Genomic DNA, 25,279 nt, shown 5'->3' on the forward strand with positions numbered 1-25,279 from the left:
TACTGGACTTGGAGGGAAAGACATGCAGATCAAATATTTCGCCTCAATCCGTGAAAGAGTCGGGCGCAATGATGAAACGCGCGAGCTGCCTCGCTCCATAACCACTGTCGCCGACCTTCTTGACCATCTGAGCGCCGAGGACGAAAGCTACGCCATTGCTTTTGCCGATCGTGAGACGCTTCGCGCTGCCCTGGATCAGGAACATGTGGAACTTGACGCCCCCCTGGGCGCAGCCCGGGAAATTGCACTGTTTCCACCGATGACCGGTGGGTAAAATGACGCAACAAATTCTCCCGGTCACTCCGGTGGTCCGTGTTCAACTCGAAGACTTCGATGCTGCCGCTGAAGCCCGGATACTGAGTGACGGACGCACAGACGTCGGCGCGCTGGTGAGCTTTGTTGGCCTGTGCCGCGATGAAGCCGGACGCCTGGACGCCCTTGAACTCGAGCATTATCCAGGGATGGCGGAAGCCGAACTCAGACGCTTGGCCGGAGAAGCGCTTGAGCGCTGGCCACTTACCGGGCTAACTGTTGTGCACCGACACGGAAAGATTCGTCCGGGAGAGCAGATTGTTCTCGTTGTCGCCGCCTCGAGCCATCGTCGCGCCGCGTTTGAAGCTTCTGATTTTCTTATGGATTTCCTGAAGACCAAGGCCCCTTTCTGGAAAAAGGAGCACTTGAAGGATGGAGCCGATGGAAGCTGGGTGAATGCCCGTTCGGTGGACCAAAAAGACGCTGACCGCTGGGTCGAACAGTAACGCTTCAGTCACAAAAGCCTCCTAATATTCGACAGTAGAAAAACTTATAAAAACAGCTCTGGGTTGGCCTGCGGCTTTAGCGCCTCAGTCTCGGCTCTTCGCTGATTGTGGGCCACTTCGAATCTGATTTCCGAACTAGTCCGTTTATCCAAACGTGTGCCCCAGGAGTAGGAATGTCCGCGCAGTCTGCACAGCCAGCCTCAACAAAAATGGCACTGCCGTTTGCCGAGTTCGTCGTGATGATTGCTGCGCTCATGGCTTTGAACGCCCTCGCGATGGATGTCATGTTGCCCGCCCTGCCAAATATTGGCCAGGCCCTGAACATCGTCGACCACAACGACCGTCAACAAATTCTCGTTGCCTATCTGATCGGTTTCGGCGTCGCTCAGCTGTTCTATGGACCCATTTCCGATGCCTACGGTCGCAGAACATTGCTGTTGGCCGGGCTGGCGCTCTACGCTCTTGCCAGTGTCGGATCACTTCTCTCCAATACGCTGGATCAGCTCCTGCTCTCGCGCCTCATTCAGGGCATTGGCTGTGCAGCGACCCGCGTGATCGCCGTTTCCGTGGTGCGTGACTGCTACAGCGGCCGACGCATGGGCCAGGTCATGTCTCTGGTCATGATGATCTTCATGGCGGTTCCGGTCATTGCACCGTCAATTGGTCAGGCCATTTTGCTGGCCTTCAGTTGGCACTGGATTTTCTCGCTGTTACTGGGTGCCGGCCTCATCATGCTCGTCTGGTGCTGGATCCGCCTGCCGGAAACCCTTCTGCCGGAGAACAGGCAACCGTTAAAGGTCCGCTCGATTGGCAGCGCTTATCTGAAGACAGTCTCCAGCCGCACCAGCCTTGGCTACATGCTGGCCATGACCTTCGTCTTCGGTGGCCTGTTTTCATTCATCACCATGTCCCAGCAGATCTTTGTCGATGTCTATGGACTCGGTGTCTGGTTCCCGCTGGTATTCGCATCGATTGCCTTGACCATGTCGGCAGCCTCATTCCTGAATTCACGGCTGGTGGGCGCAATTGGCATGCGCCGTCTTTCCCATGCGGCGACATGCGCGTTCACCCTGCTTGGCTTTGCCTTGCTGGCGACCTCCGTCACCGGTCAGGACAACCTGATCCTGTTCGTCATCATCTCAGCTCTTCTGATGTCCTGCTTTGGCTTCATCGGCGCCAACTTCAATACCATGGCGATGGAACCACTTGGCTCGATTGCCGGAACCGCGTCCTCCGTTCTGGGCTTCGTCACCACCCTCGGCGGAGCGATCCTCGGTTACATCATGGGCAAGCAGTTCGACGGCACGACGCTCTACCTGGGAATCGCTTTCTCGCTCTATGGTATGATCGCTCTCGGCTTTATCCTGATTGCCGAAAAGGGCCGCTTGTTCAATGCGCATCACGACGACGAAGATTCAGTCGCCGTAGAAGCAGTCCATTGATGCCCACGCCAAAGAGGCTGGGTGCGCACAAAAAAGGCGAGCCAGATGGCTCGCCCTTTGTCATTTCAAGCAAAGTCCGCCGTTCCGATAATCAGACAGCTGCAACCTGCTGTGCCGCGACACCGCCGCGAACTGTGGCATCATAAGCTTCCATCAGCGACTGAGTAATCGCGCCAACCTGGAAGTTATATGGCCCGATTTCTGAGACCGGGGTCACTTCAGCAGCGGTTCCTGTTAGAAAGCACTGTTCAAAGTCGGACAGTTCTTCCGGCATGATTACCCGTTCGATCACTTCCAGCCCCTGAGCCTTGGCCAAGCCGATCACCGTACGGCGGGTAATCCCATCAAGGAAACAGTCCGGCGTTGGCGTATGGATCTTGCCGTCCTTGATGAAGAACACGTTGGCCCCCGTTGCTTCTGCCACCTGGCCACGCCAGTCGAGCATCAGCGCATCGGCATATCCCTTGGATTCAGCCTCATGCTTGGACAGCGTGCAAATCATGTAGAGACCAGCTGCCTTCGCCTTGTACGGTGCTGTCCGCGGATCAGGCCGACGGTACGTCGCCATGTCCAGGCGGATACCCTTCAAACGCTCCTCGGGCTTGAAGTAGCTCGGCCAGTCCCATGCGGCAATCGCCGTGTGGATGGTGTTGTGCTGAGCTGAGACGCCCATCATTTCGCTGCCACGCCACGCGAAGGCACGCACATAGGCGTTGGTCAGGTTCTGACGCTTCAGCAGCGCTTCCTTGGCCTCGTTGATCTGCGCTTCGGTGAAGGGAATCTCGAAGCCCAAAACCGAGGCGGATGCATGCAGGCGGGTGGTATGTTCAGCCGACTTGAAGATCTTGCCTTCATAGGCGCGCTCGCCTTCGAAGACACAGCTTGCGTAATGCAAACCGTGGCTCAACACATGAAGCTTAGCATCGCCCCACGGCACGAAATTTCCGTCCAACCAGATGTCGCCATCCCGCTGATCAAAAGGCACGCCAGCCATTATCGTCTCTCCTGCCGGTATAAATCCGGTCTTGTTCATAAATCAGGCTGCGCTTCTTCCTCCAGGCCCGCTAAAAAGCTCAACACGGGTTTTGCACGGCGCAGCAAGTATCGGTATCGTGTCCCGACGCAATTGATTGAATGATTGGATTCGGCTCTGTTTCAAGGCCTAAATAGCCTGTAGCCGATCAAACATTTCGTTCAGGGCGTCACCGGAGTAACAATCGACCAGAAATAAGTCAATATGACTGACGTAAATTTCAAAGACTCACCGGACGCAGGGCTAGGCGTGCGAAACGGCTCAAACGTTTTCCCCAGAGAAGACGACAGTGAGATGCCTCACTGCGACCTGATTGAGTTGCTGTTTTATGCCTACCGTGATTTCACGTCGGATCCGGACGCGAAGCTTGACGCCTATGGCTTCGGCCGTGCGCACCACCGCGTGCTGCACTTTGTCGACCGCAATCCGGGCATGATGGTGACCGATCTGCTGGCAATCCTGCGCATCACCAAACAAAGCCTCGGGCGTGTCCTGAAGCAGTTGATCGACTCGGACTTCATTGAACAGAAGCCAGGACCGCTCGATCGGCGTCAGCGGCTGCTTTACACAACCGAAAGCGGTCATCACATCGTCAGCGCTCTGGCGGCCCCCCAGTCGGTGCGTCTTGAAAAAGCTCTTGCCTCCCTGCCCCAGGGCGGCAGCGACATTGTCCGCCAGTTTCTCTATGCCATGATCAATGATGATGTGCGCGACGAAGTCGCCAATATGATCTATAAGACGGATCGATATGCACGGCCGGGACAGGCGGCCCCATCCGAACAAAAGTGACGTCATGCGGCCCGACGACAATGCAAACCACATCCTGCTGGTCGATGACGACCAGCGCATCCGCGACCTTCTGAGCCGGGTCCTTATCGACGAAGGCTTTCGTGTAACAGCTGCAGCCAATGCTGGCGAAGCTCGCCAGTTCATGGAAGGGCTGAGCTTCGACCTGTTGATCCTCGACATCATGATGCCGGGTGAGACCGGGCTGGAGCTGGCCGCAGGGTTACGCAAATCCTCCCAGGTCCCGATCATCATGCTAACCGCTCGCTCAGAAGCAGGTGACCGCATTGCAGGACTGGAGGTCGGAGCTGATGACTATCTTGCGAAGCCGTTCGAACCGCGCGAATTGATGCTGCGCATCTCCGCCATCCTTCGGCGCGGTGGCCCGCAGAGGGCTGAGCCGCCAGCGGAAATCCACTTTGGCCCCTATGTTTACAATGCCGCGCGAGGCGAGTTGAAGAACGGCGAAACCCCCGTACGCCTGACCGACCGGGAAAAACAGATCCTATCGATCTTCGCAGAACTTCCCGGAGCTACGGTACCACGCCACAAGATAGTCGGTGACGACAGCGGCATGGGCGAACGAACTGTCGATGTGCAGATCAACCGACTGCGCCGCAAGATCGAGGATGATCCCGGCAACCCGCTATATCTTCAGACCGTGCGCGGCATCGGCTATCGGCTCGCTTGCGACTAGGCGAAAGGCCTTCATAGCCCATGGCGAACCTCAATCGCATTTTTCATGCCCTGCCCCGGCCGCTGAAGCCCATCGCTCTGCCATATCAGCTGATCGCCCGGGCTCTGCATGCAATTGGACCGAAGCGGCTATATACCCGTGCCCTGCTGATCATCCTGCTGCCAATCATCATTCTGCAGTCCGTGTTGGTCTTCGTGTTCATGGAGCGTCACTACGAACTGGTATCCCAACGGATGTCCGAAGCTGTGGTTCGCGAGATAGCGGCCATGGTCTATGTTCTGGAGAATTATCCGCAGGACGAGAACTACGCCCTTATCGAAAACATGGGGTCACGCGTGCTTGGCCTGTCGGTTTCAATCCTGCCATTGGAACCCCTGCCCTCCCCAGCACCCAAACCCTATTTCGACGTTATAGACTTCGGCCTCAGCCGGGCGATCAGCACCTCGATAGGCAAACCATTCTGGATAGATACGGTCGGCAACTCCCGGTTTGTCGAAATCCGGATCCAGCTGAAAGAGAATATCCTGCGGATTTTCGCCCGCCGCAGCCAGACATATGCCTCGAACTCGCACATTTTCCTGGTTTGGATGTTCACCACATCATTGGTGCTTGTCTCCATCGCAATGCTGTTCCTGCGCAATCAGATCAAACCTGTGGTTCGACTGGCCGAAGCCGCCGAGAGTTTCGGAAAAGGTCGCCCAACAGAGCGGCTACGCCCCTCCGGCGCTCGCGAGATCCGTCAGGCGTCGCAAGCCTTCATTGAAATGCGTCGGCGTATTGAACGGCAGATCGAGCAGCGAACGACCATGCTTGCCGGCGTCAGTCACGATCTGCGAACGATCCTCACCCGGTTCCGTCTCCAACTGGCTTTGCTGGAAGCAAATCCGGAAACTGACGGCCTACGCCGCGACGTCGACGAGATGAGCCACATGCTGGAAGACTATCTGGCCTTTGCCCGTGGAGACGGTGACGAAGAAGTTCAGGAAGTTGATGTGGCATTGATGCTGGAAGAGCTGGAAGAGGAAGCGGAAATTTCAGGGGTCGACATTCAGGCACGCTACGAGGGAGAACCGATGGTCCAGCTGCGTCGCAATGCCATCAAGCGCTGCCTCGCCAATCTGGCCACCAATGCAGCCAAATTCGGCGAAAAGGTTCAGGTCAACGGCGCCTTGAAACAGGGCTGGCTGACCATCACCGTCGACGATGATGGCCCGGGCATTCCTGCCGAACAGCGGGAAGATGCCTTCCGCCCTTTCCACCGGCTGGATCTGTCACGCAATCAGGATATGCCCGGCAGCGGGCTGGGATTGGCCATTGCTCGCGACATTGCGCGCGGACATGGCGGAGAAATCTACCTCGAGGACAGCCCACTTGGTGGCTTGCGGGCCCGTCTCAGATTGCCGATGTAAAGCCGACGCTTCAAATCTCCCCTAAACAACCCGAGGGTGACGGTAGACCAGATCCTTCGGGTCGTTTCTCTTAGCTGCAGGATCCAGAACTGCGCCAAGCCGCTCGGCAAGCCGTATCGATGGGCCATTGTCCTTGTCGACATAGCTCACCAACGTCAACAGTCCCAACGTTTCAAACGCCCATTGGCGCAACGTCTCCGCTGCCTCGGAGGCATAGCCTTTACCCTCATGTGGCTCATAAACCATCCAGCCGAGCTCTTTTTCCGGAAACAGCGGGCCGTGATTGATGCCGACCTGACCAACGCATGTTCCGCCGTCTTTCAGCGCAACCATAAGAGCGCCATGGCCAAACAGCTGCCATTGCGCCAGATCATGGCAAAACAGCGCCCATGATCCGAATTGATCAAATGGCCCGCCCATGAAGCGTGCCCGCTCCGATGTCATAAGCTCGAAATAAGCTGGCCAGTCGTCTGCCGTCTGAGGCCGCAGCACCAGACGCTCCGACTGGAGCGTGGGGATCAAGCTCATTCAAAACATCCTGCCGCCGATCGGAACATCCTTGTCCGGCACCAGCAGGACAACCTCGCCATCGTCATCCGGCACGCCCAGTGTCAAAACTTCCGACTGGATCGGGCCGATCTGGCGTGGCGGAAAGTTCACCACAGCCACGACGCGCCGACCGATAAGCTCTTCCGGTTCGTAGTGTTTGGTAATCTGGGCGGAAGATTTCTTGACGCCGAAATCCGGTCCGAAATCGATCATCATCTTGTAGGCGGGCTTGCGGGCTTCCTTGAAAACCTCAGCTTCGACGATCTGCCCCACCCGAATATCGACCTTCATGAACTCATCAAAAGTAATCGTCTCGCTCACTGTTCGCTCCGCAGTTGCCCATTTGCTCGGAGCAGACAATGACAAGGGCGCCCTGTGGTGACAAGACGCCCTTTCAAATAGCAGTTTGTGAGTGTGTCGAATGACAGCTAGACCGCAGGGGCTGCCTCGCCATCACCGGGAACGCCAGACCCCATGCCCGGGTTCGTTCCGGCTGCCATATCATCTTCTGCCCAGTCGGAACGTCGGCGTTGGCGCCATCGATCACCGGCTTTCTGCAACCGGCACCCAAGCGCCTGCAGCTTGCAGGCAAACTTCTCGGCGCGGCTGATCCGGCCGAGCCAGTCTTCCCCTTTGTCCAACTCGCGGTCCAGCTTGGCCATCGTCCGGGCAAGCCCCGGATCTGCATCATCCAGCCAGCTGCACAGAACCTTGGCAAAGGAGATGGCCAATCCTTGAGACACCAGCCTTGCGCGAACGCCGTTAAAATCGATCCCCGCGGCCGTCAGCATCCAGGTTTGAGAGCGTACAGCCACACTGTTGAGCTCCAGCGCCAAGGCAGGATCAGCGCGCACGGCAGCCATCAGCGTCTTCAGACCTGCTTTGTAAGCCTCCAGCTTATCCAGACGGGTCATCAGCACGTCGAACAGGCGGTCGCGCGCTGGCTGGTCCGCCATTTCCGGATCTCTTTCGTCCAGAACCTGCTGGTCGATCATCGAAGCGAAACCCGCAATCAGGTCGGCTCGCGAAGCAAAGTTTTCACGCACAGTGGCCAGAGATACATCTGCTGTTTCAGCAAGCCGCGACAGGGTGACATCGTTGTAATCATGCTCTCCGAGAAGAGCCATGTAAGCTGTCAGGATTTTCTGAGCTGTTTTGGCATTGGCCATTGCACGAACCTCCTTATTACACCCGGGAAAGGCCCGAGAAGCCTTGTAAAACAATAGGCCGCTCATCCTCGAAGGGAAGAGCGGCCTGAATAAGGCAAAAATCCGGCACCCGAAGATCTCAGTCGGCGGCCAGTTCTCTGGCACGACGCTGAGCTGCTTCTGCTGCCTTTTGCATCAAAGGCTTAAGGCCGTCTTCCGCCATGAGAACCTCAAGCGCAGCGGCTGTTGTGCCATTTGGCGAAGTGACGTTCTGCCGCAGGGTTGTTGGCGTGTCATCGGACTGATGCATCAGCTCACCTGCCCCGGATACCGTGGCATCAGCCAACGCGCGTGCGACTTCATTGGACAGGCCCAGTGCCTTGCCGGCTTCCGCCATGCACTCTGCCATCCAGAAAACATAGGCTGGCCCCGAGCCGCTGACCGCAGTCACGCTGTCGATCTGGTCTTCGTTGTCGAGCCAGACAACCTTTCCGACTGCCGCCAGCAACTCGTCGATGGTCTCCTTTTGAGCCTTCGTCACACGGTCGGTCGGATAGACTGCAGTGATGCCGCGCCCAACCATTGCCGGCGTGTTCGGCATAGCCCTCGCCACCGGGACCTGCCCGAAGGCCGTCTCGAAGACCGAGATCGGAGTGCCTGCTGCAACCGACAAAATAACCGTGTCGGATTTCACCACTGACTTGAGGCCCGGGAGAACCTTGCTCATCAACTGCGGCTTCACCGCAACCAGAATGATGGCCGGCTCCAGTCCCTCAGGAACGGAAGTGACGTGACCGATCCCCTTGTCGGACAGAAAAGCTGCCATCTCGGGCGCCGGCTGGGGATCACTGACAAGAATGGAGGCCGGATCGACGCCTTGCTTGATCCAACCCGCCAACATCGCTCCTCCCATTCGACCTGCACCAACCAGGAGGAACGGACGCTGTTTATTAAAAATCATGCTTCGCCTGCTGTTTCAAATAGTGCTGCTTCCAACGCTTCTGTAGCACTATTTCCAGCCCAGACCACAAATTGAAAAGATTGGTAGAAGCGTTCGCAGCTGTCCAGAGTGTTGCCCAAGAGGCCTTCAATCTGTGACGGATTAGCCTCGGCACCGCCCGCGAGCAGCAGAGATTGGCGGAACATCACCACCGATTCCTGGCTCCAGAGATCGAAGTGCCCCATCCACAGCTGTTCATTGACCAGCGCCATCAACGCCAATACTTCAGCCTTGCGCTGCTCGGTGACCTTCAAGTCAAAGGCCGCTGCCAGATGCAGGGCTTCAACATCTTCCATCCAGGAAAAGGAGACGTGATAGTCGCACCAGACGCCGCCCATCGATATGGTGATTTCATCATCGTCGGACCGCTCGAAGGTCCAGTCGTTGATGGTTGCGACGGTCTCAATGGTATCGACGGGATTGCCAGGTCGCTCGAAATCTAACTCGATGAGGCTCATACGGACCTCTCCTCTCGCGATCCGCTACCCTTTGGACACGGGGAGTGTCGTCCAAATGGCGGGCAGCCGGAAGTATCCCCTCGGCAGTCCGGCGGTGAACCCTGTGGCATTTCCCGCCGCGACGAATCCCTGTTGATTTTGAGTATAGGGCCAATTTTGAGCACCGAGATACGGCTCTGCAGAAATTAATTTGTGCAGAGCTGTGGAGGACGCGAGGTCGAATGGACATTCATGCGCACGACCGATTCTGCATTTCCTCACCACAAAGCTCTCTCGTGGCACTCTCCCTCTTTGCCACAACGCCAAAGGCCGCGACGGTTACGCGGCCCTTACAATTCAGCAAAGCGTCTAGGCAGATCAGCCGGCAGACTTATCTGCTGGCTTGGAGACGCGCCCAGCTGGTTTCTTCTCCAGAGCTTCCAGACGGGCTTCCAGGGCCTCGACCCGATCCAACGCCCGGACGGCCATGTCCTTGACGGCTTCATGCTCTTCCCGCGTTACCAGGTCCATGTCGGACATGAAACGCTCGGCCTGCGCCCGGAAGGCAGTTTCGACTTCGCGCCGGGCGCCTTGCGCAACACCTGCAGCATCCGTCATCAGCTTGGCAAAATCATCGAACATGCGGTTGGGTCCCTGTGTCATGGCACACTCCTCGCGAACAGGTCGGTTGAAGCCCCGCAACAGGGCCTTTCTTTCAGTAGAACACCTATGTGCGTTTGCAGCCAACTTCAAGCAGGCTTCGCCCTTGCAATCGCCTTCTTGCCAATTTATCGCAAGGTGAACTGATGTGGCCAGCGTCTCCCGGCATCTTCAAGGGGGACGCCAGTCGACGCCCCTAACCGCATCCGGCTGATGTCAACACTGCAGGAGCTCTTCCCACATGCCGCTCTACGTGCTCCCTTTCCCAATGATCGATCCGGCCATTTTCGAAATTGGCCCGTTTGCCCTGCGCTGGTATGCGCTGGCTTATATTGTCGGCATCGTTCTGGCTTGGCGGTACATGCGTTCGCTTGTGCTTAACGAGCGCTTGTGGGACACACGGCCTCGGCCAACTCCGCTGCATCTGGATGACTTCGTCGTCTGGGGCACTCTGGGCATCATCCTGGGAGGGCGTCTAGGATATGTTCTGTTCTACAATCCAGCCTATTACCTTGCCAATCCAATGCAAATTCCGGCGGTCTGGAGCGGTGGCATGTCCTTCCACGGCGGCTTCCTCGGAACCGTCGCAGCGATGACCTTGTTTGCCTACACCCGCAAGCTATCGCTCTGGCGACTGTTCGATCTTGCAGCAGCTGCCGCGCCGATCGGACTGTTTTTTGGCAGGATCGCAAACTTCATCAACTCCGAACTCTGGGGGCGCCCCTCTGACGTGGCATGGGCCATCGTCTTCCCCACCGGTGGACCCGAAGCCCGCCATCCAAGTCAGCTGTATGAAGCAGCACTGGAAGGTATCCTTCTGTTTCTCGTCATCCGGCTGCTGACGCACCGCTTTCAGACGTTGAAGTCACCAGGGTTCACAGCTGGGGCATTTGCATGCGGATATGGTTTGGCCCGCACCTTCGTCGAACTCTACCGCGTCCCCGACGAACAGATCGGTTATCTCTCCGGCTTCCTGACCATGGGGATGCTTTTGTCCCTGCCTATGGTTCTGGCCGGAGCAGCACTGATGATCTGGTCAAAGCGCCGTGCCGCTCAGGCAGCGTAACCCACCGCAAGAGTTCATTTCAGCCGCATGACCGATACACCGCTCAAAAAACGCCTGAAGGCCCGTCTGAAAGCCCACGGCCCGATGACCGTGGCCGACTATATGGCGACCTGCCTGGCAGACCCTGCCGACGGCTACTACATGACTCGACCGCCCTTCGGGCGCGACGGTGACTTCATCACCGCACCTGAAGTCAGTCAGATGTTTGGTGAACTAATCGGCGCCTTCCTCCTGTCGGCCTGGGAAGCCATGGGATCCCCCACTTCCTTCCAGCTTGTTGAACTTGGCCCCGGCCGCGGCACCCTGATGGCCGACGTGCTGCGCACCGCCCGCTTACGGCCTGCTTTCATGGCCGCCGCAAACCTGTGCCTGGTCGAAACCAGCGAAGAGCTGCGCCAGACCCAACGTCAGACGCTAGCCGATGCAGCCCGCTCACCGACCCACTACGATACGCTCGAAGCTCTGCCGGACGGACCGTTGCTGCTGGTTGCCAATGAGTTCTTTGATGCCCTGCCCATTCACCAGTTCATCAAGACCCCGGATGGCTGGCGGGAACGTTTGGTCGGGCTGAATGATAAAGATGAGCTGAGCTTCGGCGCAGGCACCTCGACACTGGACCAGAACTTTCTGCCGCCAATGCTGCGCACCTGCCCGCTCGGCACAATCGTTGAAACCCAGCCCAGCGCCAACGCCATTGCGCAGTCGATTGGGGAACGCATCTCTCTTTATGGGGGCACCGCACTCCTCATTGACTACGGCTATCTGCGAACTGCCCCAGGCGACACATTGCAGGCCCTGCACAAGCATCAGTTTGACGATATCTTCGCCCGCCCCGGGGAAGCGGACCTGACCGCACATGTCAACTTCGAGGCCTTGCAGCACGCGGCAACAGTGGGCGGCGCCCATGCGCAGCTACCTTTGGAGCAGGGAGAATTTCTCCTGCGTCTCGGACTGCTGGAGCGGGCTGGGGCGCTCGGCGCCAATCTTCCGCTTGAGGAGCAAGACGCCATTCGAGACGCTGTGGAACGCCTTGCGGCGCCGGAGCAAATGGGACGGCTTTTCAAAGTCCTGGCAATCAGTCAGACTGCCACCCGACTTGACCCGTTTTGATCAGCTGCTGAAGTAGCCGCATCATCCGGGTCGACCAGAGAGCAACGGCAGAACACCGTGCCGGTGAGACAAGATCAGGGAGACCGCACCAGAATGATTGTCGCTGAAGAGCTCGATCACCCTGGCATTCGCCATGCCTTTTTCACCCGTCAGGGCGGGGTTTCGAACGGACTCTATGCCGGCTTGAACATTGGCCTCGGATCCGATGATGTCCGTGAGCATGTTCTGGAAAACCGGTCCCGCGCCGCCGATCATTTTTCCCTGCCAGTTTCGCGGCTCATCACGCCTCATCAAATCCATTCTGCCGATGTCCTGACGGTCACCGCCCCCTTCGGCAGGGACGACAGCCGTCACGGAGATGCATTGGTGACCGACCGCCCCGGCCTGCTGCTCGGCATCGCAACTGCCGACTGCGGCCCGGTGCTCTTTGCCGACCCGAAAGCCCGCGTCATTGGCGCTGCACACTCTGGCTGGAAGGGCGCCATCGGCGGCATTGTTGAAAACACACTGACCGCGATGGAAGCCCTCGGAGCCCATCGAAGCGACGTAACTGCGGTTCTTGGACCCACGATTTCCAAAAAGGCTTATGAGGTCGGGCCAGAGTTCAGGGCCAGATTCCTGACTGACAACCTGATATTCGAACGCTTCTTTTCCCCTTCCGACAAAGCCGGACATTTCATGTTCGACCTTCCCGGTTTCATCCTCCATCAGCTACAGGAAGCTGGTGTCGGAGCGGCACGTGCACTCGGCCGTTGCACCTATGCAGAAGAGACCCAGTTCTTTTCCTACCGCCGCACCACCCATCGGGGTGAGCCGGATTACGGCCGACTGCTGTCTGCCATCACGCTGACAGGCAGTTAGTTCAGACACCCAGCCGACCCTATCGACACAGCGAGGCGCAATGGCACTGCATTTCTCCGATGAAGAATTTGCTGACCGGTTGGCCCGCCTGCGGGCTCGCATGCAAAGGGACAAGCTGGATTGTCTGCTGCTCTTCGCTCAGGAGAGCATGTACTGGCTGACCGGCTATGACACGTTTGGTTTCTGCTTCTTCCAATCCCTTGTCGTCACTCGCGACGGCAGTATGGTCCTACTGACGCGCTCTGCCGATCAGCGGCAGGCCCGTCACACCTCCACGTTGTCCGATATCCGCATATGGGTAGACCTTGGCGATGCCAATCCGGTCAGTCAGCTGAAGGATCTGTTGTTTGAACTGGACATGCTCGGCGGTCGCATTGGTGTTGAGTTCGACACCCATGGGATGACCGGATCTGTCGGCATCGCGCTGGCAGAACAGCTGAACAGTTTCGCAGAGTTGTGTGATTGCTCACCGCTGGTCCCAAGCCTGCGGGCAATCAAATCGCCAGAAGAACTTGTCTACATCCGCAAGGCCGCTGAACTCGCCGATCTGGCTTTCGAGAAAGCCCTCCCCGAAATTCACGGCGGCGCCGACGAAGCCCGCATACTCTCCATTCTCCAGGGCACAGTTCTTGAAGGTGGTGGCGATTACCCCGCGAATGAATTCGTCATCGGCTCGGGTCGCGATGCCCTGCTGGTGCGGTATCAGTCCGGCCGCCGTATCCTCAAGGAAACCGACCAGCTGACCCTGGAGTGGGCCGGATGTTATCGGCACTATCATGCGGCTCTGATGCGCACAGTTCCCATTGGCAGACCATCAGCCCGTTTTCAGGAAATGGAAGCGGTTGCCTGGAAGGCTCTGGCCGCTGTAGAGCAAGCCATGAAGCCTGGAAACACGTTTGGGGATCTGTTCAAAGCCCATGCCGACGTGATCGATGAGCATGACATGATGCCGCATCGATTGAACTCCTGTGGCTATTCGCTCGGGGCACGCTTTGCACCCAGCTGGATGGATCCGCCGATGGCCTACCGTGATAACAATGAGCTGATCGAACCCAACATGGTGCTCTTCCAGCATATGGTTTTGATGGATTCGTCTAGCGATACTGCCGTCACTCTCGGCCGCAGCTACCTGACCACGAATGGTAATGCGGAATGTCTTTCCCGACTTCCTCTCGACCTGCCGCTCAACTCGGGCTAAAGCTTTTAATGATTTCGCCAAGCTGCTGCCGATTCCCACGGCATCGGAACATGTTTTACTTGATCGGACCGGACCATTCGCGTGGCCTTGCCTAATACGACTCTCCTTCGCTGGACGGCTCTTGCCGCGACCGCTTTCGTTCTTGTTGCCTGTCAAAACCGGCCAGAGCCGCCCAAGCTGATCGGCACTCCGGCTCCGGCACTGCAGCCAGCCGGAGCGACGCCTCGTGCTTCGGACGGTCGCATGACCTTCGCCTTTGAACCCTTCACCGGCGCGCCCGGCAACATCGCCGATGAGCTGTCGCAAGAGATCGGGGAAGAAGCCCATCGCCAGGGCCTTGTTCTGGTTCGTCGCGTCGGAGCGAGTTCGACCTTCCGGGTCAACGGCTATCTCTCCGCCACCGGCGCCCCCTCCTACGCCACGCTGTTCTACGTCTTTGACGTGGTTGATGGCAGCGGCAAGAGACTGAAACGGATTTCGGGAACGGAAGTCGCCGACGGCGTTTCAGGCGATCCATGGCAAGCGGCCGACGGAGATGCTCTCCGGCGAATCGCAAAGCGTACTGTTGTGGAAATCAGCGCCTGGTTGAACAGCAGGTAGACTTAAAACGGTTCGTATGAACAGCGGATGGCCTTTGAGCCAGCTAACTGAGGTCTTCCGTTAATTAAAATCGTAATTCCGCCAATTCCGGCAAGACTCATGGTTGTCGGAGTGAGGCTGGGTTGTTAAAACGCGCCGCCCCACCAAGGCAGACCGGCGCAACAAAACGACGCACGGCATTAACTCATCAGGGATCCGGTCCGGCCGCCATCCGATCAAGCACGATTTAGGCGCCCGGTGTCGCACCAGAAGGACATGCGGCCAATGAAAATCGTCGCGGGCAATTCCAATCGCGCCCTCGCTGAAGAAATCTCGAAATATCTCGAAGTGCCGCTGGCCAAATGTCAGGTCCGTCGCTTCGCCGATCAGGAGATTTTCGTCGAGATTCAGGAAAACGTACGCGGCGAAGATGTCTTCGTCGTGCAACCAACCAGCTACCCGGCGAATGACCACTTGATGGAGCTGCTCATCATCATAGATGCGCTGCGCCGTTCTTCCGCTCGCCGGATTACCGCCGTCATCCCTTATTTCGGCTACGCCCGTCAGGATCGCCGCGCTTCCGGTCGAACTCCGATTTCCGCCAAACTGGTGGCAAATCTGATCACCGAAGCCGGTGCAGACCGTATTTTGACCCTGGATCTCCACGCTGGACAGATTCAGGGTTTTTTCGATATCCCGACCGACAACCTGTTTGCCGCCCCGGTGATGACACGCGACATCAAGGAGCGCTACGCTTCCGACAATGTCATGGTCGTCTCCCCGGATGTCGGCGGCGTGGTTCGCGCGCGTGCGCTGGCAAAGCGCATCGAGGCTCCACTGTCCATCGTCGACAAGCGTCGTGACAAGCCCGGAGAATCGGAAGTCATGAACATCATCGGTGAGGTCAGCGGTTTCGACTGTATCCTCGTCGATGACATCGTCGACAGCGGCGGCACGCTCTGCAACGCCGCTGAAGCCCTGCTCAAGCAGGGCGCCAAATCGGTGACGGCCTATATCACCCACGGCGTTCTCTCCGGGGGCGCAGTCGCACGCGTCTCGGCCTCCAAGCTGAAGGAATTGGTGATCACCAATTCCATCGAACCGACGGCTGCGATCTCGGCGGCTCCCAACATCCGGGCGGTCTCCATTGCCCCCCTGATTGGCGAAGCCATCAACCGGACGGCTCTCGAAAAGTCGGTTTCCAGCCTTTTCAGCTGAGACTGACAGCCCCACTTCGACGACAAAAAGCCGGCCCCAGTGGCCGGCTTTTTTTGTCCGTGTGGCGCTCAGGGCTCACGGATAGAGATAATATTGGTCCCATGAAGATCGCGGCACCTGTTTGCCCACTTCCAGCTCGAACTTCACTACCTTCTGATGATCGGGATCGGTCAAGCAATTGTAGGACAGCCGGAACCACTTCTGCTTTCGACGGAACGCCGCTCCTGGAGCCGTGACCGAATGGTCACTATAGACCGGATCCTCGAACGTATAGGCGATCACCTTGTCCGCGTTCAGCCGCGTCATGGCCTCAACATCGCATCGCTGTTCAAGCTGCTGCTGAGGCGTAATCAGCTCCATCCCCGAACTTGCATGCGCAGCAAGTATGCCCCCTGAGGGGATTATTACGGCAAAAGAAACCGCCAAACCAATTCCACTTGCTCGTTTCATGATGGCCCCTGTTTTAAGACGCTTCGCCCAGAGGTATGCGTCAGTTTCTATCAGATACCCAACGTGTCGTAGAAAAAGCGGGCCAGAAATGGGCAAGGATGCCCGCGCCCGTTTTTTTCGACCTTATTCCCCACTCACGGACGCAATCCTGACGATACAAGCGACAATAGATGGCAAGTCATCCGCAATTCTCTATCTTCATGCGCAAAAGTCGAACCGACCGAGCGCGTCCAAGCCAGTCCTTTTCCGAAAGATCACAGAGCAGCGCGGATCCCCAGAAGCTTGCACTCTCTCGGAGTTTCCGCTATAGGACCGCCTGCGTCTGCACCCCTGGAGGAGGCGCATCTGGACCGATTCCGGATCCGTGGCCTTTGGCCCACAGGATACGCCGGTCCATGTTTTATACATCCGAAGGAGTTTTGCCATGGCTAACGGCTACGAGCTGAAAGCAACGGCACGAGACCGGGTGGGCAAGGGGGCCGCTCGTGCATTACGTCGCGAAGGTCTTATTCCCGCTGTCATCTATGGTGACAAAAAGCCGGCACTGCCGATTACGATTCCTGCGAAGGAAACCACCCTTGCTCTGCATAAGGGCGGATTCCTGACGCATATCGCAACCATTGAGGTTGACGGTAAGAAGCACCAGGTTATCGCCAAGGATTTCCAGCTGCATCCAGTTCGTGACGAACTGGTTCACGTTGATTTCCTGCGCGTTACCAAGGGCTCTACCCTGACCGTTGAAATCCCGGTTCACTTCCTCAACGAAGAAACCTGCCCGGGTATCAAGAAGGGTGGCGTGCTGAACATCGTACGTCACACTGTGGAAATGAACGTTCCAGCAACGTCCATTCCGGAATCAATCGACTTTGACCTCTCGGCGTTCAATCTCGGCGATTCGATCCACATCTCTGCAACGACCCTGCCGAAGGGCTGTGAGCCAACCATTACCGATCGCGACTTCACTGTTGCAACGATCGCGTCTCCGGCTGGCCTGAAGTCCGACGACAATGACGACGCAGAAGAAACAGAAGCCGAAGGCGAGAGCGAAGCTTAATAGTGCGCTCCCCAAACGCTTTTCGTGGGAAGACGGTTCTCCGCCTTCCCACTTCCAGACCGCTGACCCGTCAGCGGTTTTTGTGTATTTGAAGACCTGCAAGAGGCATTGGGATGAAGCTGATTGTCGGCCTGGGTAACCCGGGCGCCAAATATGAGCACAATCGGCACAACATCGGCTTCCTCGCCGTCGATGAAATTCATCGGCGCAATTCCGGCTTCCCCCCCTGGCGGCCACGCTTTCAGGGCCAGGTCAGCGAAGGTCGTCTCGGATCTGACAAAGTTCTTCTTCTGAAACCATCAACCTTCATGAATGACAGCGGGCGCTCGGTCGGAGAAGCCATGCGCTTCTTCAAGCTTGAGCCGGCCGACATCGTCGTGATCCACGACGAACTGGACCTTCCGGCTGCAAAATTCCGCATGAAAGCCGGGGGCGGCCACGGCGGGCAAAATGGCCTGCGGTCGATCACCGCGCACATCGGCGCCGACTTCCGGCGTCTTCGCCTTGGTATTGGCCATCCAGGCGATAAAAAGCTGGTCTCCAACTATGTCCTCGGTGATTTCGCCAAGGGTGACCGGGAGTGGCTTGAACCGCTCCTGATGGAGATTGCCGACAACGCCGGGCTCCTCGCTGACGGTCAGGACAGCCAGTTTGCCAACAAGCTGACGCTGGTGCTGACACCGGAAAAAACCCGCCGCGAGAAAAAGCCATCCACCGACGAGCAACCCAAAACCGCTGAGAAGACGGCCACAGCAGCTGTCCCAAGCGCCACGCCGAAAAAGCCAAAAGCCCAGAGCCACATCCGGCAGGCACGGCAGCAGGTCACGTCCAACCTGCCAAAGTCCGGCCCTATGGCAGAGATGCTGAAAAAGCTGCTCAACAAGGATTGAACCCAGCTTCGTCTCGCCATTACGACACGTATGGCACACACTCCCGAAGGCCTAAAGCGGGGCTTTCGGAAATCAGTCGCAGGGAACTGCCATGACCTTCAAATCCACTTACTTGCTGAAGTGCCTCACCTTCGCCTGCGCTGTAGCCGCCCTCAGTGTGTCCCCGGGCCTGGCTCAGGTCAAAATGGACGGTTACATCCTGGCCAGCAAATCCTGCGAGGCCTATCAGTCCGCCAAGCGACGCAGCAACCCCGGCAAGGTGGAAACGGTTGAGGGCCAAATTTACCCTCTCCTCGCGCTCAACAAGCCTCAGGGCGAATTTTACCTCATCCGGATCCCCGGTGCGCCAGGAGAGGAGAAACGCTGGATCAGCACCGTCTGCGGGACGCCTCAAGCCTCACGCAAGGCAAGCATCACACCTGACACGAAGCGTCCCAGCAAGCAGGCCACCCCCGCGCGTGAATCGACCAACAATGTGCTCGTGTTGAACTGGTTGCCAGCATTCTGCGAGGACCGACCGCGCAAGCGTGAATGTAAGGCCCTGAACAACAACCGCCTTCCCAATGCTGCCCGTCGCTTTTCCATCCATGGACTGTGGCCACAGCCGCGCGACAAAGAGTATTGTAACGTTTCTTCTCGCGACAAGGCCCTTGATCGCTCGTCCTGGCGCAACCTGCCTGCGCCCGACATTGACCGAGCCACCGCAAAGAAGCTGGCCCAGCTCATGCCTGGTGCAGCCAGCGATTTACATAGGCACGAGTGGATCAAGCATGGCACCTGCTATCTTGCCGCAGGAGGGGCGGACGAGTATTTCGACGACATGATCCAACTCACCGAAGAGATAAACCATTCTGCGGTTGTGGATCTGCTCACCTCCAACATCGGCCGTGAGCTTTCAACCTCCACGATCCGCACAGCCTTCGACAAGGCATTTGGCCCAGGCACCGGTGATCGCGTCAGCATCAAGTGTGCAAATGATGGCAGAAGAGTTCTGCTGAGCGAGCTCTGGATCAACCTCAATGGCCATATTTCACCCGAAAGCGGTCTCGGCACGTTGACACGGAATGCGCGAAAAGCCCGCGGCGGCTGCAGAAGCGCGATCATCGACCCAGCCGGACAGCAGTAGCGCCCGCAGTCATCGCAAACTGGTCGCGAATCCAAGTTAACGCAAAGCAACGCCTTTAACTTGCACACGCGTCGCACTACAATCCAAGGTGTGTTACGTCGACAAACACGCGCTGGAAGGCAAAGTCATGCGATATATGGTGTTGTCCGTTAAGGTTTTTTTGGGACTGGTCACAGCCCTCAGTACTCTCGCAAACGCTCCAGCAACTGCCCAGTTCAAACTGGAAGGCCACTTCATTGCCTTCGAACCATGCGAAGCCTACCAGTCTAAAAACAAACTGACCAACCCCGGCAATGTCCTCACCATACCTCGCCACGCATACGACGCCGTGGGCCAGAACAAATCCAATGGCGACTTCTTTCTCGTCAGAATTCCCGGCGCGCCTGTCACTGAGGATCGATGGATCAGCGCGTCCTGCGGCAAGCATGTCGTCGCCTCGCAATTCAATCCAGCTCAGCCGGAAAGCCCAATCCCGTCTTCCGCTCTCCCCATAACAAATGGCGGAACGGAGTCGACGCAAAATCTGCTGACGTTGAGCTGGCAACCTGCCTTCTGCGAAACCCGCCCCTCCAAGACAGAATGTTTGGACCTCAACGCTGGCCTACTTCCTGCGGCAAGCCAACAGCTTTCAATCCACGGTCTCTGGCCGCAGCCGCGCGGCAAGGAGTATTGCGGCGTAAGCTCTCCTGTACGCGCCAGGGATACGCCCGCAACCTGGCACCAGTTGCCTGCCCCACAACTTGATCTTGATACGGCGGACGAACTGAGCGTGCTTATGCCAGGCACTGCCAGTCATCTGCATCACCACGAGTGGATCAAGCACGGCACGTGCTACTTCGGTGCGGGTGGCAGCGATGAATACTACGATGACACCCTCTATCTGACGAGCCTTATCAATGGATCAGCCGCCGTCGATCTGCTGACAGCCAACGTCGGACGCCAACTAACAGCCACCGCCATTCGCAACGCTTTTGATGAAGCCTTTGGGGGAGGTGCAGGGGAGCGGGTCACAATCAAATGCACCAACGACGGATCCCGCATCCTTCTGACAGAACTTTGGTTCTACCTGTCCGGCGAGATCGACGAAGAAAGCAGTCTGGGTGACTTACTACGCGCAGCCCCCACGGCACCTGCCGGATGCCTGGATGTTCTGATCGACCCCGCCGGCTTGCAATAGCCCCAGGATCGGCATTTTCACGTAACGATTACACTGATTTATCTCTTGTGATCCACAACGAGCAGGCTATCCTTTCGAAGAGTTTAACGAAACTCTGCCGCCGCCCTCCCAAGAACCTGATCAAGCTGGCAGAGACCGAACATCTGAAGGATTTTCCATGGACACAATGGATAGCGCAGTCGCGCAAGTCACCGTCTATTTGCCCTTGATCATCAGCGCCGTGAAAGCTGTCGTCGTTCTGGCCGTCGGCTGGATTCTGGCAGGCTTTGTCAGTCGCTTGATCAAGTCACGCGTCAATGCCAGCCCGAGGATCGACGATACGCTCGGGTCCTTTGCGTCTTCGGTCGCGAAGTATCTCATTCTCGTAATCACTGTCATTGCGGTGCTGCAGCTATTTGGTATCCAGGCAACGTCCCTCGTTGCCATTCTCGGTGCTGCGTCTCTGGCCATAGGTCTGGCGCTCCAGGGCACCCTCGGCGATCTCGCTGCCGGCGTCATGCTAATCCTGTTTCGGCCTTACAAGGTTGGTCAGTTTGTCGATATCGGCGGCACCACGGGCACGGTAAAGGACATCAACCTGTTCATGACCGAGCTTGCGACTGCAGACAACGTCCAGATCCTGATGCCAAACGGCAAGGCCTGGGGGTCGGTGATCACCAACTATGCTGTCCACCCGACCCGCCGCTGCGATCTCGTCTTCGGTATCGATTACAGCGATAACATCAACGAGGCTATGGAGATCATCCGCAAGCTTGCCGCAGAAGACGAGCGCGTCCATGACGACCCCGCTCCGTGGATCGGCGTCACCAATCTGGGTGACAGCTCGGTCGACATCTCGGTGCGCCTGTGGTGTGCCTCCGGCGATCTCTGGGGCCTGAAGACGGACATGATCAAAAAAGTGAAGGAAGCTTTCGACGCCGGTGGCGTTTCTATTCCCTTCCCGCACATGGTGCAGGTCCCCTCCAGCTGAGGCGGGTCACCTTGCCATCGCATACAATGTTGTCAGAGCCGCCTTCGGGCGGCTCTTTGCGTATCAGACCCCAAGCGATGCTTGACCTTGTCCCTTCCATCCGGCACATAGCGGCAAAGAAAAGCCCTCGAACCGAAAGCGATTACCCATGGGTTTCCAGTGCGGCATCGTTGGACTACCGAATGTCGGCAAGTCCACGCTCTTCAACGCGCTCACCAAGACCGCGGCTGCTCAGGCGGCAAACTATCCTTTCTGCACCATTGAACCGAACACCGGCGAAGTGGGCGTTCCGGATTCCCGCATGAACGCCATCGCCAAGATTGCAGGCTCCAAGGAAATCATTCCGACCCGTATCACCTTCGTTGATATTGCCGGGCTGGTTCGTGGTGCGTCGAAGGGCGAAGGGCTGGGCAACCAGTTTCTTGCTAATATCCGTGAAGTAGACGCGATTGCCCATGTGCTGCGCTGCTTCGAAGATGACGACATCACCCACGTCGAGGGTTCCATCGACCCTCTGGCCGATGCAGAAACCGTCGAGACCGAGCTGATGGTCGCCGACATGGAAAGCCTTGAGCGTCGCATTGCGCCGCTGAAGAAAAAAGCCAGCTCCGGTGACAAGGAAGCCAAGGCCACAGTGCCGATCATGGAAGCCGCTCTTGAGCTGCTGCAGGATGGCAAGCCGGTTCGCACCATGAAGCTGAGCGATCCGGACGAGCGCAAGATCCTCAACGGCCTCAACCTGCTGACATCCAAGCCAGTGCTCTATGTCTGCAACGTTGAAGAAGCGTCTGCCGACAAGGGCAACGCGCTTTCAGACAAGGTCAAGGCACGGGCTGAGGAAGAAGGCGCAGTTGCCGTCGTGATTTCTGCAGCGATTGAAGCCGAAGTCTCACAGCTCGATCAGGCAGAGCAGGAAGAGTTCCTGGAAACTCTCGGCTTGGAAGAACCCGGCCTGGACCGTCTGATCCGCGCAGGTTACGAGCTGCTGGGCCTGATCACCTACTTCACGGCGGGCCCGAAGGAAACCAGAGCCTGGACCATCACCGATGGCACGAAGGCACCTGGCGCTGCCGGCGTGATCCATACCGACTTCGAACGCGGCTTCATCCGCGCTCAGACCATTGCCTATGACGACTACGTCACTCTGGGCGGTGAAGGCCCGGCGAAGGAAGCTGGCAAGGCACGCGACGAAGGCAAGGAATATGTGGTGAAGGACGGCGATGTCCTGCTGTTCAAGTTCAACACCTAAGCTCTGCCAAAGCCTCAATATTTTTAAAACCGGCCGGGATACATCCCGGCCGGTTTTCTTTTGGCTCAGCGGCTGGCCGCGTAATAGGCGACCCTGCGTTCCATGTAGGCAAGGATCTCTGACACCGAGAAAGCCAAGGCAAAGAGCACGATCAGCACAGCCCAGAAATGTGACATCAGGAAGTTGCTCGCATAAAGCTCGAACAGTGCTCCGAAGCCGACAATCGAGATTAGAAGCTGACCGATGATCACGCCTTTCACCGCGCGGATGATCCCGATCCGAACCCCACCAAGGATCTCCGGCAACGCTGCCCAGAAATAGATCTTGTAGAAGGCAGCCAACGGCTTTGCGCCATAGCTATGCGCCATTTCCACCAGGGACCGGTTGATCTGCAGCACGCCTGCGCGTGTGTTCAGGATGATGATCCAGATCGCGAACAGTGTGGTCGTGATGATGATCGACTTCATGCCGAAGCCGAACAGCACCATGAGCACGGGCACCAGCGCCGTCAGAGGCGCGCTGAGGAACATGTTGACCCAAGGCAACAGCAACTCGTCCGTTAGCCTGTTCTTGCCCATCAGGATGCCGACAGGAATGCCGATCACCACCGCAAAGAACACCCCCATAGCAAAGGCATAGGCCGTTTCCGACAAGGCCTTGAGAAAGGAACTGGTGCCAATGACGCCTGTAAGCGTGACCACCACCTCGCTCAGCGGCGGGATGAAGAAGGTCAGGTCGAGCTGCCCGACGATCTCCCACAACAGCGCCCACAGAATGAGCGAGGACATGGCTGGCAGGCGAATACCAAAGACTGTCATGCTACCCTCCTATTCCACGTAGGAGCGCAAGGACGCCCAAATGCGATCAACGATATCCAGATACTCCGGATTACGGCGAATGGTGTCTGCATCCATTGACCTGAACCCGGTCGGGCGGATGATCTCCGACACCCGGCTCGGGCGCGGCAGCAGAATGGCAATCTGGTCGGAGACATAGACCGCTTCTTCGATCGAATGGGTGACGAAGATGAACGTCTTGTTCTCATTCTGAACCAGACGCAGCAGGTCCTCCTGGAACTTGCGCCGGGTCTGCTCGTCGACTGCCGAAAACGGCTCATCCATCAACAAGACATCCGCATCAACGGAGAGCGCCCTTGCCAGACCGACACGCTGACGCATGCCGCCGGACAGCTCATGCGGATAGCTTTTCTCGAAGCCTTTCAGGCCCACATCCGCAATATATTTCTCTGCAATGGCTTCGCGTTCCGACTTGGCAACACCGCGCAATTCCAACCCGAAGGCCACATTACGAATGACGTTGGCCCAAGGCATCAGTGCAAAGTCCTGAAACACAAACGCCCGGTCAGGACCCGGCGCGTTCACCGGCTTGCCGTTGACCTCGATCTCACCGGACGTCGGCTGCAGCAGCCCCCCGATGATCTTGAGCAATGTCGTCTTGCCACAGCCAGACGGCCCCAGCAGCGAAGTGAGCTGTCCTCGCGGAAACTCAAGAGACATGTTCTTGAGAGCTTCTACCTTGCCATAGTTCTTCGAAACGTTACGTGCGACCACCGCATTCTCGGTGCCGGACACGTCCAGCTGCATCACAGCTTCCTTAATCTGAGGCATAACCACGGACATTTCCTTCAAACAGATAAACCTCGATCCGTTCCAGCAGATTGAGGAACAGGACAGCGAGCATGATGATGGAGAAGATTGCCGCATACATCGCCGGATAGTCGGCAATCGAACGGCTGTAGGTGATGATGTCGCCCACCCCGGTTGGGGTAATCTTGAGCTCGGCCAGAATGGCCCCGATGAAGCCGGCAGAGACCCCAAGCCGAAGACCTGAGAAGATGACGGGCGAGGCCGACGGCAAGATGATCTTCGTAATGATATCCATGTCCGACCCCAGGTAGGACTTGCCCATCTCTTTGATCGACGCTGGTGTATTGCGCACAGCCCCCGCAGTGTTCAGCACGATCACCGGCATGGCCATGATGCAGACGACGAAAACCTTGGACGTGAGGCCAATGCCATAGGCCATCACCAGGATCGGGATCAGAGCCGCAAGCGGCGCGGCCTGCATCACGATGAAGATCGGCGAAAACAGCCAGTCGAACTTTTCGCTCAGCCCGATCCACAGACCGATGCCAATGCCGAAAATGGAAGAGATGAGGATCCCCACAACGAGCGGCTTGAGTGTCTCTCCGTAGGCCACAAGGAGCGTGCCGTCGAAGGCCATGCGCACCAACGCCACCATGGAATCTATAAAAGTCGGGAATGCATAGCTGACCGGGATGCGTCCGGCGATTTCCCAGGCGCCGAATACGATGATCGCGGACAGGATCTTGAGTTGCAGCGAACGGCTGACCATTGTGTTTCTATCCCTCCAGAACCGAATGCGGCCGGG

29 protein-coding genes are annotated in these 25,279 nt (G+C 57.6%); 18 read left to right on the forward strand and 11 right to left on the reverse strand.

All coding sequences use genetic code 11. The features are described 5' to 3' along the window. Positions 1-22 precede the first annotated feature (22 nt). The 3 genes from moaD (at position 23) to J0X15_RS01210 (ending at position 2,200) form a co-directional block, all read left to right on the forward strand. Entirely contained in the window at positions 23-274 is a 252-nt protein-coding gene (gene moaD, locus J0X15_RS01200) for a molybdopterin converting factor subunit 1 (protein WP_206937549.1), read from the forward strand. 1 nt (position 275) lies between these two features. Continuing rightward, a complete protein-coding gene (locus tag J0X15_RS01205) occupies positions 276-758 on the forward strand; it encodes a molybdenum cofactor biosynthesis protein MoaE (RefSeq protein WP_206937551.1) in 483 nt (160 codons plus the stop codon). 173 nt (positions 759-931) lie between these two features. Further along, positions 932-2,200, forward strand: a complete 1,269-nt coding sequence (locus J0X15_RS01210; protein WP_206937552.1) for a multidrug effflux MFS transporter — start codon at positions 932-934, stop codon at positions 2,198-2,200. 91 nt (positions 2,201-2,291) lie between these two features. On the opposite strand, the gene J0X15_RS01215 is transcribed toward J0X15_RS01210, so the two are convergent. Further along, positions 2,292-3,194, reverse strand: a complete 903-nt coding sequence (locus J0X15_RS01215; RefSeq protein ID WP_206937554.1) for a branched-chain amino acid aminotransferase — start codon at positions 3,192-3,194, stop codon at positions 2,292-2,294. 243 nt (positions 3,195-3,437) lie between these two features. Here J0X15_RS01215 and J0X15_RS01220 point away from each other — a divergent pair, with 243 nt between their 5' ends. From J0X15_RS01220 to J0X15_RS01230, 3 genes are read left to right on the forward strand one after another with little or no spacing between them, the layout of a single operon-like run. Then, complete coding sequence (locus tag J0X15_RS01220; protein WP_206937556.1) at positions 3,438-4,022, forward strand: MarR family winged helix-turn-helix transcriptional regulator; 585 nt, start codon at positions 3,438-3,440, stop codon at positions 4,020-4,022. A gap of 4 nt (positions 4,023-4,026) precedes the next feature. Then, positions 4,027-4,716 carry a response regulator gene (locus J0X15_RS01225; RefSeq protein ID WP_206937560.1) on the forward strand — a complete coding sequence of 230 codons (690 nt, stop codon included), beginning with the start codon at positions 4,027-4,029 and terminating at the stop codon, positions 4,714-4,716. Positions 4,717-4,736: 20 nt separating this feature from the next. After that, positions 4,737-6,125 (forward strand): ATP-binding protein, encoded by a 1,389-nt coding sequence (locus tag J0X15_RS01230; RefSeq protein WP_206937562.1) that lies wholly within the window; start codon positions 4,737-4,739, stop codon positions 6,123-6,125. Positions 6,126-6,146: 21 nt separating this feature from the next. Here J0X15_RS01230 and J0X15_RS01235 read toward each other — a convergent pair whose 3' ends face one another. The 6 genes from J0X15_RS01235 to J0X15_RS01260 form a co-directional block, all read right to left on the reverse strand. Then, entirely contained in the window at positions 6,147-6,653 is a 507-nt protein-coding gene (locus J0X15_RS01235; protein WP_206937563.1) for a GNAT family N-acetyltransferase, read from the reverse strand. After that, positions 6,654-6,995, reverse strand: a complete 342-nt coding sequence (locus J0X15_RS01240) for a tRNA-binding protein (RefSeq protein ID WP_206937565.1) — start codon at positions 6,993-6,995, stop codon at positions 6,654-6,656. A 107-nt stretch (positions 6,996-7,102) separates the two neighbouring features. Then, complete coding sequence (locus J0X15_RS01245) at positions 7,103-7,843, reverse strand: TetR family transcriptional regulator (protein ID WP_206937568.1); 741 nt, start codon at positions 7,841-7,843, stop codon at positions 7,103-7,105. Positions 7,844-7,961: 118 nt separating this feature from the next. Continuing rightward, positions 7,962-8,783, reverse strand: a complete 822-nt coding sequence (gene proC, locus J0X15_RS01250; protein WP_206937569.1) for a pyrroline-5-carboxylate reductase — start codon at positions 8,781-8,783, stop codon at positions 7,962-7,964. Continuing rightward, positions 8,780-9,280: a type III secretion system chaperone family protein gene (locus J0X15_RS01255; RefSeq protein WP_206937571.1), complete on the reverse strand. Its 501-nt coding sequence runs from the start codon at positions 9,278-9,280 to the stop codon at positions 8,780-8,782. Before J0X15_RS01255 ends, proC begins: the two co-directional genes overlap by 4 nt. 357 nt (positions 9,281-9,637) lie before the next feature. Beyond that, entirely contained in the window at positions 9,638-9,922 is a 285-nt protein-coding gene (locus tag J0X15_RS01260) for an accessory factor UbiK family protein (protein ID WP_206937572.1), read from the reverse strand. A 238-nt stretch (positions 9,923-10,160) separates the two neighbouring features. On the opposite strand from J0X15_RS01260, the gene lgt reads away from it, so the two are divergent. From lgt to J0X15_RS01290, 6 genes are all read left to right on the forward strand, one after another. Beyond that, positions 10,161-10,985 carry a prolipoprotein diacylglyceryl transferase gene (gene lgt / locus J0X15_RS01265; protein ID WP_206937574.1) on the forward strand — a complete coding sequence of 275 codons (825 nt, stop codon included), beginning with the start codon at positions 10,161-10,163 and terminating at the stop codon, positions 10,983-10,985. A 27-nt stretch (positions 10,986-11,012) separates the two neighbouring features. Then, the gene (locus J0X15_RS01270) at positions 11,013-12,095 is read left to right on the forward strand and encodes a class I SAM-dependent methyltransferase (protein WP_206937576.1); all 1,083 of its coding nucleotides are present in this window, start codon (positions 11,013-11,015) and stop codon (positions 12,093-12,095) included. A 93-nt stretch (positions 12,096-12,188) separates the two neighbouring features. Further along, positions 12,189-12,956 (forward strand): peptidoglycan editing factor PgeF, encoded by a 768-nt coding sequence (gene pgeF / locus J0X15_RS01275; protein ID WP_206937578.1) that lies wholly within the window; start codon positions 12,189-12,191, stop codon positions 12,954-12,956. Positions 12,957-12,996: 40 nt separating this feature from the next. Further along, positions 12,997-14,154 carry a M24 family metallopeptidase gene (locus J0X15_RS01280; RefSeq protein WP_206937579.1) on the forward strand — a complete coding sequence of 386 codons (1,158 nt, stop codon included), beginning with the start codon at positions 12,997-12,999 and terminating at the stop codon, positions 14,152-14,154. Positions 14,155-14,397: 243 nt separating this feature from the next. Then, positions 14,398-14,754 carry a hypothetical protein gene (locus J0X15_RS01285; RefSeq protein ID WP_206937580.1) on the forward strand — a complete coding sequence of 119 codons (357 nt, stop codon included), beginning with the start codon at positions 14,398-14,400 and terminating at the stop codon, positions 14,752-14,754. 264 nt (positions 14,755-15,018) lie between these two features. Then, complete coding sequence (locus tag J0X15_RS01290; RefSeq protein ID WP_206937581.1) at positions 15,019-15,951, forward strand: ribose-phosphate pyrophosphokinase; 933 nt, start codon at positions 15,019-15,021, stop codon at positions 15,949-15,951. 75 nt (positions 15,952-16,026) lie between these two features. On the opposite strand, the gene J0X15_RS01295 is transcribed toward J0X15_RS01290, so the two are convergent. Then, entirely contained in the window at positions 16,027-16,401 is a 375-nt protein-coding gene (locus J0X15_RS01295; protein ID WP_206937582.1) for a DUF930 domain-containing protein, read from the reverse strand. 424 nt (positions 16,402-16,825) lie between these two features. Between J0X15_RS01295 and J0X15_RS01300 the strand changes: the two genes are divergently transcribed. From J0X15_RS01300 to ychF, 6 genes are all read left to right on the forward strand, one after another. Further along, a complete protein-coding gene (locus J0X15_RS01300) occupies positions 16,826-17,455 on the forward strand; it encodes a 50S ribosomal protein L25/general stress protein Ctc (protein WP_206937583.1) in 630 nt (209 codons plus the stop codon). A 113-nt stretch (positions 17,456-17,568) separates the two neighbouring features. Further along, positions 17,569-18,345, forward strand: coding sequence for an aminoacyl-tRNA hydrolase (gene pth / locus J0X15_RS01305; RefSeq protein ID WP_206937584.1), 777 nt, complete (start codon positions 17,569-17,571; stop codon positions 18,343-18,345). Positions 18,346-18,436: 91 nt separating this feature from the next. Next, positions 18,437-19,471 (forward strand): ribonuclease T2 family protein, encoded by a 1,035-nt coding sequence (locus J0X15_RS01310; RefSeq protein WP_206937585.1) that lies wholly within the window; start codon positions 18,437-18,439, stop codon positions 19,469-19,471. A gap of 127 nt (positions 19,472-19,598) precedes the next feature. Beyond that, positions 19,599-20,648 carry a ribonuclease T2 family protein gene (locus J0X15_RS01315; RefSeq protein WP_206937587.1) on the forward strand — a complete coding sequence of 350 codons (1,050 nt, stop codon included), beginning with the start codon at positions 19,599-19,601 and terminating at the stop codon, positions 20,646-20,648. 157 nt (positions 20,649-20,805) lie between these two features. After that, positions 20,806-21,618: a mechanosensitive ion channel family protein gene (locus tag J0X15_RS01320; RefSeq protein ID WP_209014989.1), complete on the forward strand. Its 813-nt coding sequence runs from the start codon at positions 20,806-20,808 to the stop codon at positions 21,616-21,618. Positions 21,619-21,766: 148 nt separating this feature from the next. Continuing rightward, positions 21,767-22,867, forward strand: coding sequence for a redox-regulated ATPase YchF (gene ychF / locus J0X15_RS01325; protein ID WP_206937589.1), 1,101 nt, complete (start codon positions 21,767-21,769; stop codon positions 22,865-22,867). 65 nt (positions 22,868-22,932) lie between these two features. Here the strand turns inward: ychF and J0X15_RS01330 are convergent, their stop codons facing one another. Genes J0X15_RS01330 through J0X15_RS01340 form a run of 3 tightly spaced genes read right to left on the reverse strand, consistent with a single transcriptional unit; the run spans position 22,933 to position 25,243 of the window. After that, positions 22,933-23,685 (reverse strand): ABC transporter permease, encoded by a 753-nt coding sequence (locus J0X15_RS01330; RefSeq protein ID WP_206937592.1) that lies wholly within the window; start codon positions 23,683-23,685, stop codon positions 22,933-22,935. 9 nt (positions 23,686-23,694) lie between these two features. After that, positions 23,695-24,471, reverse strand: coding sequence for an ABC transporter ATP-binding protein (locus tag J0X15_RS01335; RefSeq protein ID WP_408015315.1), 777 nt, complete (start codon positions 24,469-24,471; stop codon positions 23,695-23,697). Between the two features lie 10 nt (positions 24,472-24,481). Continuing rightward, positions 24,482-25,243 carry an ABC transporter permease gene (locus tag J0X15_RS01340; protein WP_206937596.1) on the reverse strand — a complete coding sequence of 254 codons (762 nt, stop codon included), beginning with the start codon at positions 25,241-25,243 and terminating at the stop codon, positions 24,482-24,484. Positions 25,244-25,279: the final 36 nt, after the last annotated feature.

This window comes from Roseibium limicola (genome assembly GCF_017313085.1).
Taxonomy (GTDB): domain Bacteria; phylum Pseudomonadota; class Alphaproteobacteria; order Rhizobiales; family Stappiaceae; genus Roseibium; species Roseibium limicola.

What these genes read in the sequence shown, in the direction of transcription:
- J0X15_RS01260 (WP_206937572.1), bottom strand. Translation starts at nt 9,922, where the DNA reads ATGACACAGGGACCCAACCGCATGTTCGATGATTTTGCCAAGCTGATG.
- J0X15_RS01335 (WP_408015315.1), bottom strand. Translation starts at nt 24,471, where the DNA reads ATGCAGCTGGACGTGTCCGGCACCGAGAATGCGGTGGTCGCACGTAAC.
- ychF (WP_206937589.1), top strand. Translation starts at nt 21,767, where the DNA reads ATGGGTTTCCAGTGCGGCATCGTTGGACTACCGAATGTCGGCAAGTCC.
- pth (WP_206937584.1), top strand. Translation starts at nt 17,569, where the DNA reads ATGAAGCTGATTGTCGGCCTGGGTAACCCGGGCGCCAAATATGAGCAC.
- pgeF (WP_206937578.1), top strand. Translation starts at nt 12,189, where the DNA reads ATGATTGTCGCTGAAGAGCTCGATCACCCTGGCATTCGCCATGCCTTT.
- J0X15_RS01320 (WP_209014989.1), top strand. Translation starts at nt 20,806, where the DNA reads ATGGACACAATGGATAGCGCAGTCGCGCAAGTCACCGTCTATTTGCCC.
- lgt (WP_206937574.1), top strand. Translation starts at nt 10,161, where the DNA reads ATGCCGCTCTACGTGCTCCCTTTCCCAATGATCGATCCGGCCATTTTC.
- J0X15_RS01295 (WP_206937582.1), bottom strand. Translation starts at nt 16,401, where the DNA reads ATGAAACGAGCAAGTGGAATTGGTTTGGCGGTTTCTTTTGCCGTAATA.
- J0X15_RS01235 (WP_206937563.1), bottom strand. Translation starts at nt 6,653, where the DNA reads ATGAGCTTGATCCCCACGCTCCAGTCGGAGCGTCTGGTGCTGCGGCCT.
- moaD (WP_206937549.1), top strand. Translation starts at nt 23, where the DNA reads ATGCAGATCAAATATTTCGCCTCAATCCGTGAAAGAGTCGGGCGCAAT.
- J0X15_RS01270 (WP_206937576.1), top strand. Translation starts at nt 11,013, where the DNA reads ATGACCGATACACCGCTCAAAAAACGCCTGAAGGCCCGTCTGAAAGCC.
- J0X15_RS01315 (WP_206937587.1), top strand. Translation starts at nt 19,599, where the DNA reads ATGCGATATATGGTGTTGTCCGTTAAGGTTTTTTTGGGACTGGTCACA.
- J0X15_RS01225 (WP_206937560.1), top strand. Translation starts at nt 4,027, where the DNA reads ATGCGGCCCGACGACAATGCAAACCACATCCTGCTGGTCGATGACGAC.
- J0X15_RS01215 (WP_206937554.1), bottom strand. Translation starts at nt 3,194, where the DNA reads ATGGCTGGCGTGCCTTTTGATCAGCGGGATGGCGACATCTGGTTGGAC.
- proC (WP_206937569.1), bottom strand. Translation starts at nt 8,783, where the DNA reads ATGATTTTTAATAAACAGCGTCCGTTCCTCCTGGTTGGTGCAGGTCGA.
- J0X15_RS01280 (WP_206937579.1), top strand. Translation starts at nt 12,997, where the DNA reads ATGGCACTGCATTTCTCCGATGAAGAATTTGCTGACCGGTTGGCCCGC.
- J0X15_RS01300 (WP_206937583.1), top strand. Translation starts at nt 16,826, where the DNA reads ATGGCTAACGGCTACGAGCTGAAAGCAACGGCACGAGACCGGGTGGGC.
- J0X15_RS01245 (WP_206937568.1), bottom strand. Translation starts at nt 7,843, where the DNA reads ATGGCCAATGCCAAAACAGCTCAGAAAATCCTGACAGCTTACATGGCT.
- J0X15_RS01290 (WP_206937581.1), top strand. Translation starts at nt 15,019, where the DNA reads ATGAAAATCGTCGCGGGCAATTCCAATCGCGCCCTCGCTGAAGAAATC.
- J0X15_RS01285 (WP_206937580.1), top strand. Translation starts at nt 14,398, where the DNA reads ATGACCTTCGCCTTTGAACCCTTCACCGGCGCGCCCGGCAACATCGCC.
- J0X15_RS01340 (WP_206937596.1), bottom strand. Translation starts at nt 25,243, where the DNA reads ATGGTCAGCCGTTCGCTGCAACTCAAGATCCTGTCCGCGATCATCGTA.
- J0X15_RS01255 (WP_206937571.1), bottom strand. Translation starts at nt 9,280, where the DNA reads ATGAGCCTCATCGAGTTAGATTTCGAGCGACCTGGCAATCCCGTCGAT.
- J0X15_RS01210 (WP_206937552.1), top strand. Translation starts at nt 932, where the DNA reads ATGTCCGCGCAGTCTGCACAGCCAGCCTCAACAAAAATGGCACTGCCG.
- J0X15_RS01310 (WP_206937585.1), top strand. Translation starts at nt 18,437, where the DNA reads ATGACCTTCAAATCCACTTACTTGCTGAAGTGCCTCACCTTCGCCTGC.
- J0X15_RS01330 (WP_206937592.1), bottom strand. Translation starts at nt 23,685, where the DNA reads ATGACAGTCTTTGGTATTCGCCTGCCAGCCATGTCCTCGCTCATTCTG.
- J0X15_RS01230 (WP_206937562.1), top strand. Translation starts at nt 4,737, where the DNA reads ATGGCGAACCTCAATCGCATTTTTCATGCCCTGCCCCGGCCGCTGAAG.
- J0X15_RS01205 (WP_206937551.1), top strand. Translation starts at nt 276, where the DNA reads ATGACGCAACAAATTCTCCCGGTCACTCCGGTGGTCCGTGTTCAACTC.
- J0X15_RS01220 (WP_206937556.1), top strand. Translation starts at nt 3,438, where the DNA reads ATGACTGACGTAAATTTCAAAGACTCACCGGACGCAGGGCTAGGCGTG.